Origin of the sequence: Desulfitobacterium hafniense DCB-2 (genome assembly GCF_000021925.1) — a bacterium.
In the GTDB taxonomy this organism is placed as follows: Bacteria; Bacillota; Desulfitobacteriia; order Desulfitobacteriales; family Desulfitobacteriaceae; genus Desulfitobacterium; species Desulfitobacterium hafniense.
This window is the reverse complement of record NC_011830.1, coordinates 1976499-1993796: the sequence shown is the minus strand read 5'-3', so window position 1 is coordinate 1993796 and position 17298 is coordinate 1976499. Positions and strand designations below refer to the sequence as shown.

Here is a 17298-nt window from a genome sequence, read left to right as displayed (position 1 = left end):
TTCTCTTTTGATACTTTAGTCCTAATTTGAAAAAAGGTAAGCCATTATTCCGAATAAGCTCCGGCTAAGGGGCGCGAAAAGGAATATGCGCTTTATTTCCTGCTATTCGCCAGTATGATATACTGAACATACTATTTTAATGGCCGGGAGGGACACTCATGGTACCAGCCTCAACGATCCTGATCATCGATGACGACAATGATATATGTGAAGTCATTGGAGCATTGCTGCAGAGTGAGGGCTTCCTGACCTTGCGGGCGCGTAATGGACAAGAGGCTTTATCCTTGCTGAACAGCAGTGTCGATCTGATTATTTTGGATATCATGATGCCCGGTGATTCCGGTTTTACGATTTGTGAAAAAATGCGCCGAATCACCACTGCCCCCATCCTCTACTTAAGCGCTAAAAGCTTGACTGCAGATAAAGAAATGGCCTTTGATTCGGGCGGCGATGATTACCTGACCAAGCCCTTCATCCCGGCCGAACTCTTAACAAGAGTCAAGGCCATACTCCGGCGCTATCAGGTCTATCGGGGAAAAAAACTCAGCTCCAAGTCCGACAGGGATTTGATCAGGATCAACAATCTGGTTGTGCATCCTACCTCCGGGGAAGTGTTTCTGAACGGAACACCCTTGCTTTTGCGGCCTAAAGAGTACCAATTGCTGGCCTTCCTGGTCCGGAATCGGGGGACGGTTTTTTCCGTCCAAAACCTCTATGAACAGCTTTTGGGGGAATCCTATCTCCCCTCGGCCAACAATACCGTCATGGTACATATCCGAAACCTGCGGCAAAAAATAGAGGCAGATCCTCAACACCCGAAATATATCCTTACGGTTTGGGGGGAGGGGTATAAATTTGCTTGAGATCAAATTAGGCACCAAATTAGCCCTTTGCGCCTTGTCTGCCTTTATAATTGCCGCGGTGGTTTTTTTTATTGTCCATAAAGCCGGCACACTGTGGATTGATCATAAGTTCAGCGATCCTGCCTTTGTCGAGCAGCAACAGGATTTGGAAATCCAAAACCTTCAGGAATATATCACTAACAGTCAGGCTTCCGCCTTGGATTATCATGTTGTATCCAACTGGGTGAAAGAGCGTCAGCTTACCACTTTATTCCTCTACTACGGCGACCGCCTGATTTATGATTCGACGATCACTTATCATGCCGGAAATTTAGCAAGCGGCAGATTAACCTCCCCTTTACCCTGGCAGAAAACCTATCCTCTACAATTCAGTGATGTTGAGGTTACCGCTGTTGTCAGTACATTGGCCCGTCACCGCTTTGTCGATCAGCTGAATATTATCGGCCTGACCGTATTCTTTTTAACCTTCCTCCTCATTATGCTTTACTATGTGCGCAGAAAGGTGGTTTACATCCATCAATTGGCTCAGGAGATCAAAAACATCGAAGGGGGCAACCTTAATTTCCCCATTACCATAAAGGGGGAAGATGAACTTGCCTCCCTGGCCCAGGATGTTGACAAAATGCGCCATGCTCTGTTGAAGCAAATTATCCGCTTTCAAAAAGTGCGCAAGGATCGGGATCAATTTGCCGTACACATGTCCCATGACCTGCGTACGCCCGTAACCAGCCTGATCGGTTATCTGGATATTGTCAATCAAAAACGCTGTCCCAGCAAAGTAGTCCAGGAGCAGTATCTGCATAAGGCGGAAGAAAAAGCGCTCCAGCTGAAAAGCCTTTCGGAAAATATGTTCACGCATTTTTTGACCAGCATGGATGAATCCAAAGCGGAGGACATCTTTTGCGACAGCGCCGCCATCAATCTTTTAATCGATGATGGACTTATTCTTCTGGAATCCCATTTATTCCAGTGCCTTGCTTCAAAATACGAGGGAGAAGCGGCCTTCTTTGCCATTGGCAAGACTTCCCTGGAGCGGATCCTGGACAATATTTTCTCCAATCTTCTCAAATATGCCGATCCGGCCTTTGCCATCGAGATTTCCTGCCACAGAGGGGAGCAGGGTTTGGCCATCTCCTTTGGCAACCCTATCCGCACAGAAGAAACCGGCGCTGTTGCCAGCGCCGGAATCGGCCTGAACAGTGCCGGTGAGATTGCCCGGCAAAATGGCGGCTCCTTGCACATCCATAAGCAGGACGGAGTATTCCAATGTACTCTTTTTATCCCGGAAATCCCTTAAGGCTGGACAGCGTTAAGAGCCGGAAGGCCGATGATCCGTGTGCAGGCCTTTTGTGCCAGCGCTTCACTGTGGGTGACCACGATCATTCCCATTTCACGCTCTTCCACCACCGAAAGCACCAGCTGCCAGATTTGCGCCTGGGTGATAACGTCCAGCATGGTGCTGATTTCATCCGCAAGCAGAAATTTGGTTTGGGGCCCCAGGATCCGGGCAATGCAAAAACGCTGCAGCTCGCCGCCGCTCAGCTCATTGGGCCAACGGTTAAGCCACTGCTTTTCGATGCCGATTTTTTGCAGGAAGGCCTCATCGGGAACCCAGGACTCCTCCAGAATCTGGCGCATTCTCCAGCGGAAATTCACGGCCTTTTCCGGATGCTGATAAATGAGCTGGACAGGGCAGTAGCCGGTGGTAGGCAAAGGCTTGCCCTCAAACAGAATTTCCCCCTCCGTAGGAGCCAGATAACCTGCCAAAAGCTTGGCAAGGGTGCTTTTACCATAGCCGGAGGGGCCCACAAGGCCCACCCGTTCTCCTTTATCCACGGAAAAGCTGACGTTTTTTAGAATCAAATCCTTTTTAGAATAGCCGAAGCTGATATTGTTGACCTCAAGTAACATGCTTGCATCTCACCTCTCCTCCCCGCACTTCACGCATTTCCACATTGCCTGCGCAGCTGTCGGTCCGCTGCCGGCAGCGGGGAGCAAAGGGGCACCCGCTGGGCAGGCTGCCCGCATAGGGCTGGAGGCCGGGAATAGGAACAAAATCATTCTGAGGCAAAGCATCCCACAACGCTTTCGTATAGGGATGGCGCAGCTGCTCCTTTCCGGCGATAAAATCCTCCACAGGTGCTATTTCGATGGTGGTTCCCGCATAAAACACGGCAATTCTATCGGCAATACTGAGGGCTAAATCAATATCGTGGGTGATGAGCATGACCGCACTGCCTCCATCGGCGATCTCACGGAAATAGCGCATGGTCTCTGCCGCCACTTCTGGATTAAGTCCCGGGGTAGGCTCGTCGGCAATGATAAGATGGGCGTCCGTGATAACCGCCGTAGACACCAGTACCCGGCGCGCCATACCGCCGGAAAGCTGAAAGGGATATTTCTCCGCCGTATCCGGTGCAAGATTAAAGCGCCGGAACACCTCCTGCTGCTGTTTTTCCGTGCCATAAATGCCGCGGACCTGTTTGCCGACCCGCATGATCGGGTCTAAAAAGCCCACCGACTGAGGAACCAGGGCTATTTCTTTACCCCGCAGTTTCTTTTGCAGGCGGGGGGTAAGCTCCTGTCCGCAATACTTCATGGAGCCGGAATAGGAGCTGTTGTAAGGTAATATCCCTAAAATAGCATGAGCCAGCAGGCTTTTGCCGCTTCCCGACGAGCCGACGACCGCCAAAATTTCTCCTGCATTGATAGCTATATCCAAGCTGGATATGACTTTCAGCTCCTTTTGATTCAATCCCCGGTCGTACATCCGGAAAGAAATGGATAGATCCTTTACCTCCAAGACGGGTGGCTTTGCTTTGTTCTGTGACATAGTTCCTCCTATTCCTGTGCGCTGTAGGGATCGATAATCGTCCGCAGATTGTCCCCGATGGCATCGAATAACAGCACAATGGCCAGGAGAGCCGCACCGGGCAGTACCGTAAGCCACCAAACCCCGGAAGTCAGATAGCGCATGGATTCAGATAAAATGACGCCCACCGCCGGCTCTTCCGGAGACAGTCCAAAACCCAGAAAGGTGATGGAAGCCTCGTGCAAAATGGCATGGGGGAACAATAAAATAAGTCCGACGATATACTGAGGAAGCACATGGGGCAGGATATGCCCCACGGCAATAAACATGGGGCTGCGCCCCATCCTGCGGGATGCCTGGACAAACTGCCCATTCTTTACCGCCAAAACCTCGGCCCGGACGATACGGGCCAAATTAGGCCAATGGGTGATGGCGATGCCGATCATAACCCCCTGCAGCCCCTTGCCCAGCATAAAAGAGATGAGCATCAGCAGAATCAGGTGAGGAATGCCCTGCACCATATCAATCAGCCATAAGACCACTTGATCCGCTTTTTTCCCCATCACTGCCGAGAGGGTGCCCAAAATGACCGCAATCACAGAACTGATGCCTGCCGCTAAGACACCGATCAGAATACTGGTGGAAAGTCCTTTGACAGTACGGGCCAGCATATCCCGCCCCATCCAGTCCGTACCGAACAGATGGGAGAAGGAGGGCGGCTGATTTTTGTTTTCAAAATTAGTGGCATAGGCCTCCGGCGACATGAGAACGCCCGCTGCCGCTATCCCCACCAGTATCAGCACTGCCGACGTGATAATGGTTAAAGTCCAGGTGCGGCGATTGATTAAAGGCCTCTTGATTGTAACTGTTTCATTCACCATGAGCTGCCTCCCTGATTTGAGGGTCGATCACCGGATAAAGGAGATTGGCAATCATATTCCCGCAAAATACAAACAATGCGCTGAACAACGCGATTCCCATCAGCAGCGGCGTATCCCCGTGGGTTCCTGCCAACACCGCCGCTTGCCCCAGACCGGTGTAGGAAAAAACGTTTTCTGCCAGCACCGAGCCGCCGAACAGCTCACTGATGGCCGCAAACTGCAAAGTCACCGCCGGCAAAAGAATATTGCGGAACCCATGACGGCGTATGGCCTGCCATTTCCCCTCCCCTCTCGCTTGGGCGAAAAGCATAAAGTCGCTTTCCAAAATGTCAATCAGCTTCTGCCGGGTGTGCAGGGCAATACCGGACACACCGGTGATCGAAAGTGTCACCGCCGGCAAAACCAGATGATGAAGCCGCTCCCAGATGGTCACCTCGCTGGCCAGCTTGCCGATGGGGGCCGAAAGCCCCAGGGGAAACCAGCCCAGCTTCACCGCAAAGACCATCATCAGCAGCAGCCCCAGCCAAAAGGGCGGACTGGAAGACATTAATAAACACACGGTTTTGATCCCTTTATCAATCGGATTATGGCGGCAGGCAGCGGCAATGACACCCAGCAAAAAGCCGAAAATGCCAGAGAGCACCCAGGCAACCCCCATCAGCATCAGGGATTGGGTAAAACGCTCTCCGATCACCGCCGTCACCGGCTGCTGAAAATAGTAGGATTTCCCCATGTCACCCTGGGCCAAGGCTTTAAGCCAGCTTACCAGACGGCCTGCCGGAGGCTGGTCAAGGCCCCAATACCGGGCAATCGCCTCTCGTTGCTCTTCACTGATCGCACTTTCTGATCCCACATAAGCACTGATAGGATCAATGGGGGATGCGTCTGCCAGCAAAAAGGTAACAATGACCACTGCAACCAGCAAAGTAATCCCTCGTAAAAAGCTCACCCCGATCATTTTTGCTATGCTTTTATTCATCGCACTCTCATTTCTCCCTTTTCATGCAAAACGCGGCCAACCACAACCGGGTATGGCCGCGTTTTACCGATCCTTCGTTCCGGTTTATTTCACAGAGCTCCAATCCATGATGTTGCCCAATACCGCAAAGCCGTGGTCGTGAGGATGGATCTTCTGTTCCCCGATGCTGATTCCATCCCGGACAAAATACAGATGGCTGATATTGACGATATAAATATAGGGCGCGTCACCAAGGATACTACCTCCCGTGGTTCCATCCCACTGAGCTTTCTGCCAGTATTGATTGGCTTCTTCCTGTGTAGTTGCCGCTACGGCTGCCTCCAGATACTTGTCCACTTTTTCATTTTTGTAGGCAACAATATTATACCAGCCGCCTTTGGCCGCATAAGCGCCATAAAGTGCATTGTATACAGGAGTGGGGTTATAATCGCCGCCCCCCAGCATAAAGGCGTCCTTATGCTTGCGGGGGTTACGGTCGGCGGAGGAAAGCCCTTCGGTAATCACATTAATGCCAAAGGCCTTGGCCTGCTCTTTGAAAGCCATGGAAATCGATTGGCGGGTCGAATCGTCCGAGGCATAGATCAAACTGAACTCCGCTTTCAAGCCATTCTTTTCGCGGATCCCATCGCCGTCCGTATCCACCCAGCCGGCGTTTTCCAGAATCTGCTTGGCAGCTTCCACATTGCCGTCGGTGAGGATAACCTCTTTGTTATCCCAGGGCAGGCCCTGAGCAATGGTATAGGCGACGTCTCCATAACCGTTGAGCACCGTATCGATAATCTTCTGACGGTTGATTCCGTTGGCCAACGCCTTGCGGATGGCGGGATCACTGGTCACTTCATTGCCGATGGGGTACCCTTCTTTGCTGGTTTCACCAGGCTTTTGCACAGGCAAAGCAACTGTACGGAAATCATTGGTTTTGCAGTCGACCAGATTGTAGCCGGGCATTCCCTTGACCGCCAGATTTTCTGAGATTTTCGCTACATCGACTTGTCCGGCCTGCAATGCCGCATAGGCCGCATCGTCACTGAGGAACAGGAGCACAAGGCGTTTGAAGGAGGGCTTCCCGCCGTAATATTGCTCATGAGCCTCCACAATCAGCTGCTGCCCTTTATCCCACTGTACGAATTTATAAGGACCGGAACCGATGGGCGCCTGGGCATAAGCGGCCGGATCGCTGTAAGCATGCTCCGGTACAATTCCCAGGGCGGCCGTCTGATAGATAAAGGTGGACATAGGGGATTTCATATGGAACATGACCGTCGTATCATCAATGGCCTCGGCCTTGTCCAGCAGGGTCAGATCAATGGTGGAAATGCCGTTTTCCTTGGTTTTGTTGTAAGTAAAGGCCACATCCTTGGCGGTGAGCTTTTCACCGTCGTGGCAAATGACATCATCTCGAACAGTGAAAGTCCAGGTAAGGCCGTCCTCGCTGACTTCATAGCCGGTGGCAAGGTCATTTTTCAACTGGTTATTGGTATCCGTATCCAGCAGCTTACTTTGAAAAAGCGGAGTACCGTGGCTGCCCCATCCGGTGCAAGGGTCATAGCCCGATTCCTTCTCCCCGCCCACGGCGACGATGACTTCGTCTTTTGCAGCTGAAGGGTTGCCGGAAGATTGGGCTGAGTCCGCCGGTGTTTGTGCAGAGCAACCTGCGGCAAGAAGCGAAATAACCATCAGCCCTGCTGTCAGTTTGGTTTTGATCCATTGTTTCTTCATAAAACTTCGATCTACCTTTCCATCTTTTAGTGGTTAGCTTCACCTAACTCTATAAAAGATTATAGTTTTCTTTGGCTTTTGTCTCAATCCTTAAGGAGCAGATTTAAGATTATTTAAGAATTGTCCCACGGACCGAAGGCTGCTGGTCGATATATGGCCTTTCAGCGAATCACAACAGGTGGGTCGGAGGTAAACCACAAGAGGGCTCGTAAGATTCGAAACCGGTTTCGAATCTTACGAGCCCTCTTGTGGCCGTACTTTCGCAATTCCGGCAGCTGCCGGTTAAGATATTATATATGCTCACCGTTTCAAAGGGTCTCTCCACCTTTTCTCTGTCCCGGCTTATGGACTGCCATTGTTTCCTTGTTATCAATGCCTGGAGATCTTTCTGAGCCCCTCAAGATCTTTGATGACAATATAGCCTCTGCCCTTGTCAATCAGGCCTTTTCTTGAAAAATTGTTTAGGTGCTCAGTGACCTTGGGCCTTGTCGTGCCGATGAAGCCGGCCAGTTCATCATGCTTGATGAACAGTCTCGGGTCCTGCGCATTGTGCACAAATATGCCGTACTTCTTATAATTCAGAAGCAGATAAGCCAGTCTCTGCGGGATATTCGAAACGATTTCCTGGGCCTGCACCTGCATGCTTCTTATTTTTAAGGCCATATACTTTAAGATCAGCATCATCAGCTCAGGTTTGGAAGCAAGCAATTCCTGGGCTTTTTCTCTCGGAATAAACACAATTTTTACTTGTGTCACGGCCACCGCGCTGCAAATACTTGTACCGCCGTCGATCACTGCCGTTTCTCCGGTAATACTGGGGGCTTCAAGAATGCACAGGGTTTTTTCCGTCCCATCCGAATAAAGAAAAAAGTTCTTTATCTTTCCTTCATCCAAATACACAAGCCCCGAAGCCGGCTCATCCTGGTAATAAATCATTTCCCCAGGCCCATACTCAAGAGGAGTCCCTAAATGCTTTAAAATATCTCTCGTATTATCATCGAGGTTATAGTATTTTGTATAAATAGCTAACACCTCCTGGCCCCATTAAAATTGAGTCCTCCGGCAAAGGAAGACTCAATTCATACTGATAGTTTAGAGAATAATGATCTTGGGAGCTGTTTTATGAATTTTCTCTGCACCGTGTTCCGTCACATAATAATTGTCGTTGATATATACGGTTTGCACTTGATCAATAAAATAAGGGTGCAGGGAGATATTCATTCCGGTCCTGATTTCCATGGTTTCTTCGCCAAATTCATGGGCTGCCATAAAGGCAGGACGCTCAACCAGGTCATAGCCCTGGGAATGTCCGTACAGGCGCCCTTCCTGACTGTAGCCTCTTTCGGCGACAAACTGATTGTATTTGGCGACGATTTCCTTAGCCGGCCTGCCGGGAGTCAAAAGGTCCGCAGTCAATTGCTGAGCCTGTACCGCTACGTCCCAGGCTTCCTGCAATTCCTGATAAGGCTCCCCGAAGCAGAAGTTTCTGGCGGATTCGCAGTAGTAGCCTCCGGGGCCGGATACTTCCACCAGGAGCACACCATAGTCTCCTTCCTGAACTCTTCTGTTGGCATATTGGAAGGTAGACATGCCGCAAGGTTTGTACGGCTGCGCCGTGGCCATGAAGAGCAGGTGTTCTTCGCTTCCCAGGTTCATCAGAAGCTGCATGACCTCCGCTCTGATCTGATACTCCATCATGCCGGGTTTGACAATGGCAGGCAGCGCTGCCCATACCGCATCATGTATTCTGGCCGTTTCCCGGACCAGTTCCATTTCTTCAGCGCTCTTCAGCCCTTTGATCATATCGAATTCATCGGTGATGTCGACGAATTCGATATGCGGGAATGCTGCCAGTACTTTTCCCATCAGTCCTGCATTGATGGAAGCTTTGCCGATCCAGCCCACTCTTTTGGGGTTTCTCTTGCGCAGATAGTCGATGACCAGGCCCGCTTCCAGGTCAGCCGTATAATTCAGGGTGGGGCAAAATGGGGCATAGAGTACTTCTTTGACTCCTCTCAAAGCCCATTGAGGAATTGGGGAGCCGCTGGTTCTGACCAGGGTCATTTCCTCATCTGCCGGGAATAAAACCGTCATGTGATAATTATATTCGGCTGGTACATCGGTCAGCCAACGGACATATCCTCCCAGGTGCATGTTGTTGCCTTGAGTAAAGGCACTGTCCAGATCATATTTTTTCAACAGCTCCTTCGTTGCGCCCCATCTTCTTCTGAGTTCCCGGTCGGATATGGGCCTCCTGATTCTTTCAGCTGCACTCATTGTGTTCACTCCTTTCCTGCTTTTAAGTCCGGAAGATTGTTAATGGTGTCCGGTGCAGTTTCTGCGGTCCGCTTGGCTTGAGAATGAAGCTGTCGGCACAATAGACGGTTCTTTCAGCGGATATGAGGCTGGTATTGGCTGCCAGGCACATATCTTTAGCCAGCTTCATGGTTTCACCAGGCTGAATGCTGGGTCTTTCAATATGGTCATAGCCCTGGCCGTAAACAAACAGGCCGGTCTCCTGATTATATCCTTTGCTTTCCAGGTAAGCGTTGTATTGACCGAAGATCACCTGGGGATCCGCACCGACCTGGAGCAGGCCCGCCAGTTTTTCCTGGGCGGCAGCGGCTTCTCTCCAGCCCTGTTCCAGGGCGCCGGAAGGCTCGCAGCCGATGGAGAACATCCTGCCCACGGTGGTAAACAATCCCCCCGGTCCACTGCATTGCAGTTTGACATAGAGCTCGTCTCCCGTCTGGAGTTCCCTGTTCTGAAAGAAGCTGGGCAGCAAGCTGAATTTTTCCCCTCTGGGTGCGCTGCCCATGATGACGATCATTTCTTCCCCACCATGGTCGGTAACCAGCTGCATGATTTTCGCTCTGACTTCGTATTCCCGTACGCCCGGCTGGATCAGGGCAGGCAGATAGCCCATGACTTTATCCTGAAGGGCTGCGGATTTTTCCAGAAACTTGATTTCATCTTCGCTCTTGACGGCGCGGATTTCATCAAAAAGGGAGGAAGCATCCACGATTTCCACGCCGGGCAGCTTTTCGGCAATGTAGTTGTAGTAGTTCCACATAATCATTTCCATACCGGCGATTCCGACTTTTTGGACATTGTTCTCCTGGACCCATTTGACGAATAGTCTGCCTTCCCAATCCCAGGTAAAATTGAATACGGAAAAGTAGGGTGCCGCGGCCCAGGGTTTTCCGATCCGCAATAGGTGGGAAGGGGGATAGAGATCCAGGGGCGGGCCGCTGCAGGCAATATAGCCGATGTCTCCGTCCTTGGTCAAAAATGAGGACTGGGGGTAATGATTTTCTGCCGTTGTGTCCGTCAGCCAGCGATTGCAGCCCCCCATGTATTGAGTGATGTTCTGCGCCAGGATGCAGTCAATGTTTTCTTTTTTCATGACTGCCTGCAGTTCACGCGAGCGTCTTGCCAATTCCCTGGTGGGAATGGGTGATTTCAGCCTTTCATGAAATACTTCTGCCATGGTGTTTCCTCCTTTGATTTTTTAGAACTGAGGTTATTTTGTTGCCGGCGGATGAATGGAATGATTTGCTCCTTCATCCGTTTTTATTGTCCTTGATTATGGCCTGCTTCTCCGTCCCGGATAGAACATTCCCCAAAATATATTTCAGAAAACCAGGGAAAGGCAAGATTCAGCCCACAAGATCAGGATCCTTTTTCGTAAGCAGGATTGCGATGCAAGCAATCACGGCGGGAATAATGAAAGTCAGGAAAACGCCCCTTACAGGAAGATTGGCCGTAAGCAATACACCGACAACGGTCGGGGCAACGGCGCTTCCCAACCGGGAGACTGCGGAGCCCCACCCCATGGCCGTGCCGCGGAAAGCTATGGGATAAAAGTCCGGAGCTGCTGCCAGAGTCATGCTTTGAACCAAAGTAACAGCGCATCCGGCCAGAAACAGCAGTGTATAAAAGATAAACGTGCTCATCTGAAAGCTCAGGAGGCTGACCAAAACCGCCGACATGGCATAGAGAACCGGCATGACCTTTTTGTAGCCGTATTTATCGCCCAGCATGCCCACAAAAGGGGTGGTGAGGACTCCCCCCAGAAGGAAGATGGCCAGGAACATCACGCTGGATTTCAAAGGATAGCCCAGCATGGTCATCAGTTTCGGAAGCCAGGTGGAGATTCCGAAGAAGAGATACAGGTTGCAGAAAAAGGCGATCCAGATATAAATGGTGTTTTTGGCATAACCGGATTTGAACAAGCTCCCCAGGGAAGCCTTTTGCTGGTTGACAATGCTTAATTCGTATACATCTTCCTCAGTCTGCTCAAAGTCCGGGTTGGCTTTAGCCAGTACTTTCTTAATGGTTTTTGTTTCTCCTCTGGGAACATAAAATTTCATAGATTCCGGGACATTCCAAACAACAAAAGCAATCATAATCAAGGCGATTAAAGTAGCCAGATACAGAACACGCCAGCCGATGGATTCCAGAAAGGCAACGCCTGCCAGTGAAGCAACCAGCTGGCCGAGGGGTATCCCTACCATGACCATGGTCAGAAGCAGGGTTCTTCTGGACCTGGGCGTGTACTCAGACAGCAGGCTTATGACCACCGGAGTCAAAGCGCCCATCCCCATCCCGGCGATAAAGCGCACGACTGCAAAGATGGAGGCACTGTGGATAAATGCAACTATACCGTTAAAGACAGAATACACAAAAATGCCGATGATAATGGTTTTTTTGCGGCCGATCACATCGGACAGCATCCCGAAAAGCAAGGCGCCAAACATCATGCCGAACATGCCCGCACTGGCCAAAAGACCGGTCTGGGTGGCATTAAGGTTTAATTCCTTCATGACCGACGGAAGGGTAACGCCGTAAATCCCCATGTCATACCCGTCAAATATCAAAGCAAGCAGCAGCAGAACGAATATAATCAGAAAATAACGGTTGAACTTAGCCTCATCAATAACCTTATTTACGTTTATTTTTCGCATCTTTCTATCCTCCACTTCAAATCGTTGGGATATCGGATATTTCATTATCGATGATGTTTGATTGTCCGGTCATAATTGGCTTCTAAAGCACGGATCAGGCGGGCAATGGTCTCAACCGCCGGGGTAGGAACCCCCAGCTTTTTCCCTTCATTGGCAATGGCTTCGTTAATGCAGCCAATCTCGGTCTTTTTCTTATTTAAAATATCAAAGACCATGGAAGGGACATGCCCGGGCACGGCGTAAGTCACTTTCATCACATGCTTTAAGGCTTCTTCCCTGCTGATGTTCATCCCCTTGGCCCGCGCCACATCTGATACTTCAAAAATGATCTGCCTGGCAATCTCATAAGATTCCGGCGTATTGATCATCAGGTCTGTGACATTGACCTTCAGTATGGCGCAAAGGGTGTTTTCGCAGGCGTTTACCATCAGCTTGCGCCAAATGCGTTCATTGACATCCGGTGCGATGTCCGCATTCAGGTTCACTTGATTCATCAAGTCCACTAATTTTTCCAATTTCGGGGTCACAACGCCGTTCAGAGGCCACATCGAAGTTCCCACTTTGCTTAAGGTGGTCATTTCGATATGACCGGGAGCTTTCACATCGCTTGTCAAGGTGCTTAAACCATATACGATCTGGTCTTCGGGAATATATTCTTTGATAATGTCCACATTGCCGATGCCATTCTGCAGAGTCACGACCATGGTGTTTAGGGTGACACAGCTGACCATGGCATCCTGAACCGCCTGACGGGTGCCGGTATATTTAACATAGATGATTGCAACGTCAGCTTCGCCAATCTCTGCAGGATTACTGGTGGCCCGGGCTTTCACAACCCATTTATTATCTCCTTGGGTCATAATCAAACCGTTTTTGTTTACAGCCTCCACATAAGCTTTGTTTGTGCTGTAAAGACACACTTCGTCGACGACGCCGGCCAGGGAGCCGCCAAACAGGCTCCCCATGGCGCCGGCACCAATAATGGCTACTTTCAAAACCTACCACCTCACAGTTTTTTTAATAAAATAGTTTAATAGTTTTTTTGATGATGGGATGATCCTTAACTCGAGTTTGACAGTAACGCCTTAAAATTTGTTATTGTTAAATTGTAATTATGGCTCCCCATGCGGATTTGAAATGTACAAATGAGTAAAATACCTATTCGAAAACCAAAATGTAGTGCCGCACAATATGAATATTTTTATTGAAGAATATAGATTGATTTGGTATAATTGTAGTGATATGTTTGCGCGAATTAAAACGGCCTACAACCGGGACGGCTCACCACGCCGTTACCTTCAACTTGTTGAGAGTCGCCGCGAAGAGGGTAAAGTTCGTCAGAAAGTCCTTTGTAACTTGGGGAGAGTGGAGGATCTCCAAAATGGGAAACTTGACGACCTTATTCGCTCTCTAGCGAAGTTCTCAGATACGCTCGCAGTGGTTGATGCTGCGGAAGATCTTTTTGCGGATTGGAGCAAAGAGTTTGGTCCTTCTATGGTCTTTCGTCGGCTTTGGGAAAACCTTGGCCTCCATACAATTCTCGATGGACTCTTTAACGAGAGAGACTTGAGCATCGATGTTCAAGAGGCTATTTTTTGTATGGTCTTAAATCGTTTGACAGAGCCTACCAGTAAATTGGGGGTTAGCGATTGGAAAGATTCCGTCTATCGCCCTGAATTTGAAAGCTTAAAGCTTCACCACTTCTATAAAGCCATTGACTTTCTCGATGAAAACAAAGACACCCTCGAAGAACAGTTATTTTTTCATCATACCAATTTATTCACACAACAGCTGGATTTGGTGTTCTTTGATACCACCTCCACCTATGTCGAAGGAGATGCCGGAGCCTTTGACCTCTTGGAATACGGTCATTCTAAGGATCATCGTCCCGACCGCCTTCAGGTCATGATTGGCCTATTGATGTCCAGAGACGGGATTCCCATAGCTCATCATGTGTTCCCAGGAAACACATCGGATACCGATGCCTTTATTGAAGCGGTGAGTGATTTGAAAAAGCGCTTTACTATCCAGCGAGTCATTGTTGTTGGGGATCGGGGCATGATGGGAAAACGAACGTTGGAACTGCTCGAAGAATTACAACTTCACTACATCCTTGGGGTTCGTATGCGCAATGTAAAGGCCGGCCCAGAACTCGCAACCTCTCCGGAACCTTATGTCTTCACGAAGGATAACCTAAAGGTTAAAGAAGTCCTCCATCAGGGTAAACGCTATATCGTGTGTTTAAACGAAGAAGAAGCCAAACGCGATCAGTGGGTCCGAGAGCAAATCGAAGTGAAACTGAGAAGCAAGCTGGAGCATGGAAGTATTAAGGATTTAATCGGCCATAGTGAATACAAAAAATATCTTAACGTGTCTGCCGAAGCAGCCACGATTAATACCGATAAATTGAAGCAAGCGGCCGTTTTTGATGGACTCTATATCCTCCAAACCAATACAGAGCTCCCAACGGAAGAGGTAGCCACAGCGTATCGTGACCTATGGCAAATAGAACGGGCCTTCCGGAATCTTAAGAGTACTCTCGACTTACGCCCTGTTTACCACTGGAAAGAAAGGCGAATCTCTGGTCACATCATGCTTTGCTTTTTAGCCCTAGTGGTCCAGATCAGGTTCCAGAAACTCCTGGAAAACTGCGCAAGCGAGTATGGCTATACGGAGGTAATAAGAGCTTTAAGAAAAGTTCATGCCGTTAAGCTTAAACTAAAGGACCAGGATCATTTAGTCAGAACGGAAATCCATGGAGCAGCAGCTATGGCTTTTAGGGCAGTGGGGCTTCGGGTTCCTGAACGAGTACAGAAGATGCAAGATAATTACCATAAATAGTTAATTGTAGTGGCACGCCCAAAAATGAACCTTTCAAACCCTTGAAATTCAATAGTTTCAGTTTTTGAGGTGTCAAACTCGAGCTTAAGCATTCACTCCCTTTTATTCTTTTCAAAGGTTTATCTAAATCTTCTTATAAGTCAATCAAGACATCTGTTGCCCACACCACAATTCAAAAAAAATTGATCTTAAAATATTAAACATCAATCCAGATAAAATAAAAAAAAGAAACTTCGAATTGTTAGTCCGATAGTTTCTTTTATAATAAGTAGGCTAGAAAAGCATCAAAAAGGCAGTTTAAGCATTGCTATATTAAATGCAATCACTCAAATTCAAAGCTTTTTCGTTTGCTTTGTGACCATATAAATATTCCAGTAAACCGATCTGGTTTTTGATGATAATATTGCGATATTGTTTATCAATAAACCCCTGTTTCTTTAAGGAATTAAGTGTTTTGGTAACGGTTGTTCTACAAGCTCCTACTAAACCGGCAAGCTCTTGATCAGAAAATTTAATGGATAAGCTGATCCCATCCTGGGTTGTTGTTCCAAAATCTGCTGTCAGTCTCAACAACATATGAATGATTCTTTGCTCCGCCTCCAAAAAAGCCATCTCCTGAATTTGAAAAGAAAGCATGCGTATTTTTCTTGTCAGTGACTGCAAAATTATAAAATACAAATCCGCATCGAATTTCAGCAGTTTTTTCAATTCTTCTTGTGTTAAAGCAATAATCTCTGAACTAATCATCGCACTTGCACAGCATGGTCTGGGGAATAAGTCTATGGCAGAAGTTTCTCCAAAAAAGCCTCCCTGTTCATGAATCGAAAGGGTCTTTTCACTCCCGTCTCCCTTTAAAATATATACTTTTACCCTACCGCTTTTAACATAGAAAAAGGTATCTCCGGGATCGTCCTGAATATAAATCGTTTCCGATGCACTGTAAACCTTGGTTTTGCAGATTCCATGAAACTTCAAAATGTTCTCAAACCTTTTTTGATCTCCCTTAATCCAGGGAGAATCATTATTGTCAAACATTCAACTCACCTCCTTTACAGAGATATCTACTCAGAAGAGGATGGTTTCAAAATCTCATGACCCTGCTATTGATTAAGCAATTATAGATTACACGATCTATTATCTATATTCTAATCAGTCTCCCGTAAAATCAATGTCCCATCCGGTACATAAACAACCTATGATGATATTGTTCTTTTCGTTTTTCTTCCTCTGCAAAGGAAATTCCTCCACAGTACATTTTTCGGCTGTACCGGTGATAAAAAAGCGTACCATTGCTTCGCTGGGCTTCATGCCGGCCTGCTTACTTTCTCGAGCAAAGAGGCCATTCCGGGTTCCATTTTTTCCATATCCATATTAAAAACGATGGCCACAAGGTTAAGCGAAAGATCCGCTAAGGTGAAGCCCTCACACTCGCCCAGGGACTGGAATATTCTGTTGTATACTCTGCAGAATATTTCCGGTTAAAGGGAGTGTAACCAAAATGGATGTTGAATTATCTGCCCGGACGCCAACACAAATTGCGTCTGAAATTAACTTAATTAAAAGCCGGACCGACAAAATCATGCTCCAAAGCTGTGTCCAAATCGGGCGCTGCCTGACGGAAGCCAAGGCAATGCTCCCCTATGGGGAATGGGGGGAATGGCTGAAGGAAGAGGTCAGTTATTCCCAGCGGACAGCCAATCACCTGATGCGGATCTATCGGGAATTCGGGTCTAAATCCGCCTCACCCGGCGTGAGCTTGCCAGATTCGAATCCAGATTCGAATCTTAATTTCTCCCAGGCGGTTATCCTCCTGGGAATTCCGGCGGAGGAGCGGGAAGAATTTTTGGCCTGCCATGATGTTGAAAACATGAGCAAACGAGAACTGCAGGCGGCTGTTCAGGAAAAAAAGCAGAGCACGGAACTGGTCCCGGTCGTCAAGGTAACTCCAAAGGTGAGAAAAATACAGCCCAAAACCGTGCAGCCAACCGCCGAAACCTACACCGAAAGCATGAAGTATGACGAGCAATTTGCCCTGCACCGCGACAACATGATCAGCGCCTATAGTGAGATGCTGAAAACACTCGTTGCCCAGAGCAGGATAGACACGGCGCGAAAGGAAGTCAACCGGAAAAAGGCCTTGGAAATTGCGACCAACATGGTTGCGACACTGCAGGAATACCCCCCTGCCATTAGAACGAATTTATCCGTTAAAACAACTAACCCGGAATAATGCCAT

The 17298-nt window shown here is 48.5% G+C and carries 16 protein-coding genes; 4 read left to right on the top strand and 12 right to left on the bottom strand.

Going from position 1 to position 17298, the window contains the following annotated elements:
• Window positions 1-158: 158 nt before the first annotated feature.
• Window positions 159-863, top strand: coding sequence for a response regulator transcription factor (locus DHAF_RS09290; protein WP_015943706.1), 705 nt, complete (start codon window positions 159-161; stop codon window positions 861-863).
• A complete protein-coding gene (locus DHAF_RS09285; protein WP_015943705.1) occupies window positions 856-2160 on the top strand; it encodes a sensor histidine kinase in 1305 nt (434 codons plus the stop codon). The genes DHAF_RS09290 and DHAF_RS09285 overlap by 8 nt, the downstream gene beginning before the upstream one ends.
• Here DHAF_RS09285 and DHAF_RS09280 read toward each other — a convergent pair.
• The 10 genes from DHAF_RS09280 to DHAF_RS09235 form a co-directional block, all read right to left on the bottom strand.
• Window positions 2157-2774 carry an ABC transporter ATP-binding protein gene (locus tag DHAF_RS09280; RefSeq protein WP_011461185.1) on the bottom strand — a complete coding sequence of 206 codons (618 nt, stop codon included), beginning with the start codon at window positions 2772-2774 and terminating at the stop codon, window positions 2157-2159. The two genes, DHAF_RS09285 and DHAF_RS09280, sit on opposite strands and share 4 nt — an antisense overlap.
• Window positions 2764-3696, bottom strand: coding sequence for an ABC transporter ATP-binding protein (locus DHAF_RS09275; protein ID WP_005809174.1), 933 nt, complete (start codon window positions 3694-3696; stop codon window positions 2764-2766). Before DHAF_RS09275 ends, DHAF_RS09280 begins: the two co-directional genes overlap by 11 nt.
• A gap of 8 nt (window positions 3697-3704) precedes the next feature.
• Window positions 3705-4556: an ABC transporter permease gene (locus DHAF_RS09270; RefSeq protein WP_011461187.1), complete on the bottom strand. Its 852-nt coding sequence runs from the start codon at window positions 4554-4556 to the stop codon at window positions 3705-3707.
• Complete coding sequence (locus DHAF_RS09265; protein ID WP_011461188.1) at window positions 4546-5535, bottom strand: ABC transporter permease; 990 nt, start codon at window positions 5533-5535, stop codon at window positions 4546-4548. Before DHAF_RS09265 ends, DHAF_RS09270 begins: the two co-directional genes overlap by 11 nt.
• Before the next feature lie 84 nt (window positions 5536-5619).
• The gene (locus DHAF_RS09260; RefSeq protein WP_011461189.1) at window positions 5620-7254 is read right to left on the bottom strand and encodes an ABC transporter substrate-binding protein; all 1635 of its coding nucleotides are present in this window, start codon (window positions 7252-7254) and stop codon (window positions 5620-5622) included.
• Window positions 7255-7623: 369 nt separating this feature from the next.
• Complete coding sequence (locus DHAF_RS09255; RefSeq protein WP_005809180.1) at window positions 7624-8286, bottom strand: Crp/Fnr family transcriptional regulator; 663 nt, start codon at window positions 8284-8286, stop codon at window positions 7624-7626.
• Window positions 8287-8346: 60 nt separating this feature from the next.
• Complete coding sequence (locus tag DHAF_RS09250) at window positions 8347-9531, bottom strand: M24 family metallopeptidase (RefSeq protein ID WP_015943704.1); 1185 nt, start codon at window positions 9529-9531, stop codon at window positions 8347-8349.
• A 22-nt stretch (window positions 9532-9553) separates the two neighbouring features.
• The gene (locus DHAF_RS09245; protein WP_005809184.1) at window positions 9554-10744 is read right to left on the bottom strand and encodes an aminopeptidase P family protein; all 1191 of its coding nucleotides are present in this window, start codon (window positions 10742-10744) and stop codon (window positions 9554-9556) included.
• A 169-nt stretch (window positions 10745-10913) separates the two neighbouring features.
• Entirely contained in the window at window positions 10914-12221 is a 1308-nt protein-coding gene (locus DHAF_RS09240) for an MFS transporter (protein WP_015943703.1), read from the bottom strand.
• Between the two features lie 44 nt (window positions 12222-12265).
• Window positions 12266-13216: a ketopantoate reductase family protein gene (locus DHAF_RS09235; protein WP_011461191.1), complete on the bottom strand. Its 951-nt coding sequence runs from the start codon at window positions 13214-13216 to the stop codon at window positions 12266-12268.
• Window positions 13217-13463: 247 nt separating this feature from the next.
• Here DHAF_RS09235 and DHAF_RS09230 point away from each other — a divergent pair, with 247 nt between their 5' ends.
• A complete protein-coding gene (locus tag DHAF_RS09230) occupies window positions 13464-15062 on the top strand; it encodes an IS1634-like element ISDha9 family transposase (RefSeq protein ID WP_015943434.1) in 1599 nt (532 codons plus the stop codon).
• A 312-nt stretch (window positions 15063-15374) separates the two neighbouring features.
• On the opposite strand, the gene DHAF_RS09225 is transcribed toward DHAF_RS09230, so the two are convergent.
• Complete coding sequence (locus tag DHAF_RS09225; protein ID WP_011461192.1) at window positions 15375-16097, bottom strand: Crp/Fnr family transcriptional regulator; 723 nt, start codon at window positions 16095-16097, stop codon at window positions 15375-15377.
• Window positions 16098-16211: 114 nt separating this feature from the next.
• The gene (locus tag DHAF_RS26060) at window positions 16212-16370 is read right to left on the bottom strand and encodes a hypothetical protein (RefSeq protein ID WP_015943702.1); all 159 of its coding nucleotides are present in this window, start codon (window positions 16368-16370) and stop codon (window positions 16212-16214) included.
• 190 nt (window positions 16371-16560) lie between these two features.
• On the opposite strand from DHAF_RS26060, the gene DHAF_RS09220 reads away from it, so the two are divergent.
• Window positions 16561-17292 carry a DUF3102 domain-containing protein gene (locus DHAF_RS09220; RefSeq protein WP_011461194.1) on the top strand — a complete coding sequence of 244 codons (732 nt, stop codon included), beginning with the start codon at window positions 16561-16563 and terminating at the stop codon, window positions 17290-17292.
• Window positions 17293-17298 lie beyond the last annotated feature (6 nt).